Raw genomic sequence first — 1,681 nt, forward strand, 5'->3', positions numbered from 1 at the left:
TGCCGCCAAACTCATCCACCACCACCACCATCGGCCAGTGGTGCTGCCTCATTTCGGGCAACAGTTCGGCAATCGGCTTGTTCTCCGGCTCAAAGTGGGCCTCGCGGACAAAAGGCGTGATGGGGCTGTGGAGGTCGATGGATCCCTTGGCCAGCTCCCCAATAACTTCCTTGACGTGGATCAGCCCGCGGATGTCATCCAAAGACTCGCCGTAGACCGGGTAACGGGAGTGTCCTGATTCGGCCACCTCGGCCAGCACTTCTTGCACCGTTGCAGTTTCCGGCACCGCGTCGATGCTGGTACGCGGGATCATCACCTCGCTGGCCACCGTCTCGCCAAACTCGAAGATGTTGCTCAACAGCTCTCGCTCTTCCGCCTCAATGTTGCCCGACTCCACCGACGAGGCGATCAGCAGTTGCAACTCCTCCACCGTCATGGTGCTGTAAAAGGAAGTGGCCTCGGGGATGCGGACGCCCAAGATGCGCAGCAGGCAGCGGGAGGAGAAGCGGAGCAGCTCGACAAAAGGGTGGAGGAAGCGGCTTACCAAGCGGTTGAGCCAGGCCAGTTTGAGCGCAATCGGCTCGGAATAGAGGATGGCCAGAGTCTTGGGGATCAGCTCCCCCACCACAATCTGAAAGTAGGTGAGCAGCGAAAACACCAACACCACTGCCACCCCTCGAACAAGGGCCGGATCCAGGTTCTGAAGCCAAGCCAACTGCCTCAAGGCCAGAAACAGCGTCGGCGCCACTTGCGTAGCCCCGATCCAGCCCAGCAATACACTGGCCAGAGTAATGCCCAACTGTGTGGTGGAGAGGGCATATTCCAGTTGTTCCTGGGCTTTTTGCACAAGAGCTGCCTGCCGGTTCCCTTCGCTGGCCAACTGCACCATGCGGGAGCGCCGCGCCGATACCAAGGAAAACTCGACTGCGACAAAGAAAGCGTTGATGACCAGAAGACCGATGACCCAAAGGAGACTAAGCGACGCATCTCCCCACGAAAGCTCAGTGTTGGGGAAAGTAGCCGCCGAGGCTAAAGGGGGGTCGTCCATCAGGGGGAGCAGCAAGACGGATAGACAGCATTCTAGCTCAGCCTGACCCCACCACCTGTCCCTAGCCAGCTGTCGAACCGGCTTCAGCCATCAGGCAGCTACCGTGTAGACGCTTTCCCCATGCCCAAAAGGAAAGGGATCCCTGACCTTTGCACAACCCAGCTTTCGCAGTTCTCAAGGTCGCTACTTTTTCATCAAGCAGTAGCAGCTACAGCCTTTTCCGGCAACGCTCACCCCCGCCTATGCAGGGGGCATCTCCTGGGTGCTAGTCGTCGATATCGACAATATTGCCGGTAGTGGCGTCGATCTTGACTTCAATATCGTTGGTAAATTTCACTTCCCAAACTAGGCGCCCATCTTCGCGCTCCAACTCAACTTCTTTAATCACGGCATTGGGCACGGCAGATCGAGCGATCCGAATGGCTTCCTCAATGGGGATACCCAGAGCAAAAGATTGGGCAAAAGCAGCCCTCCGGCTCCCACCCGTCGACAGCATCGGGCTAGCGGGGGACAAAATGCCAAGCAAAAGTAAGGCAGCAATCGAAAGTTTTGCAGGCTTTATTTACAGCTGCTTGAGCAACCACCTCCTTACCCTACCACCCTGAGACTCAAGAAGCCTTGCCACAAGGAGCA

Annotated in this window: 2 protein-coding genes; both read right to left on the reverse strand. The window is 57.4% G+C overall.

The genetic code is table 11. The annotated features are described in order from the left end of the window. The coding region (locus NW819_RS09810; RefSeq protein WP_414413622.1) for a hemolysin family protein at positions 1 to 1,048 on the reverse strand (1,048 nt) is incomplete at its 3' end. Positions 1,049 to 1,313: 265 nt separating this feature from the next. After that, entirely contained in the window at positions 1,314 to 1,544 is a 231-nt protein-coding gene (locus tag NW819_RS09815; RefSeq protein WP_414413623.1) for a PepSY domain-containing protein, read from the reverse strand. Between the last annotated feature and the right edge of the window lie 137 nt (positions 1,545 to 1,681).

It is taken from the genome of Synechococcus sp. R8-2 (assembly GCF_047461715.1).
In the GTDB taxonomy this organism is placed as follows: Bacteria; Cyanobacteriota; Cyanobacteriia; order Thermostichales; family Thermostichaceae; genus Thermostichus.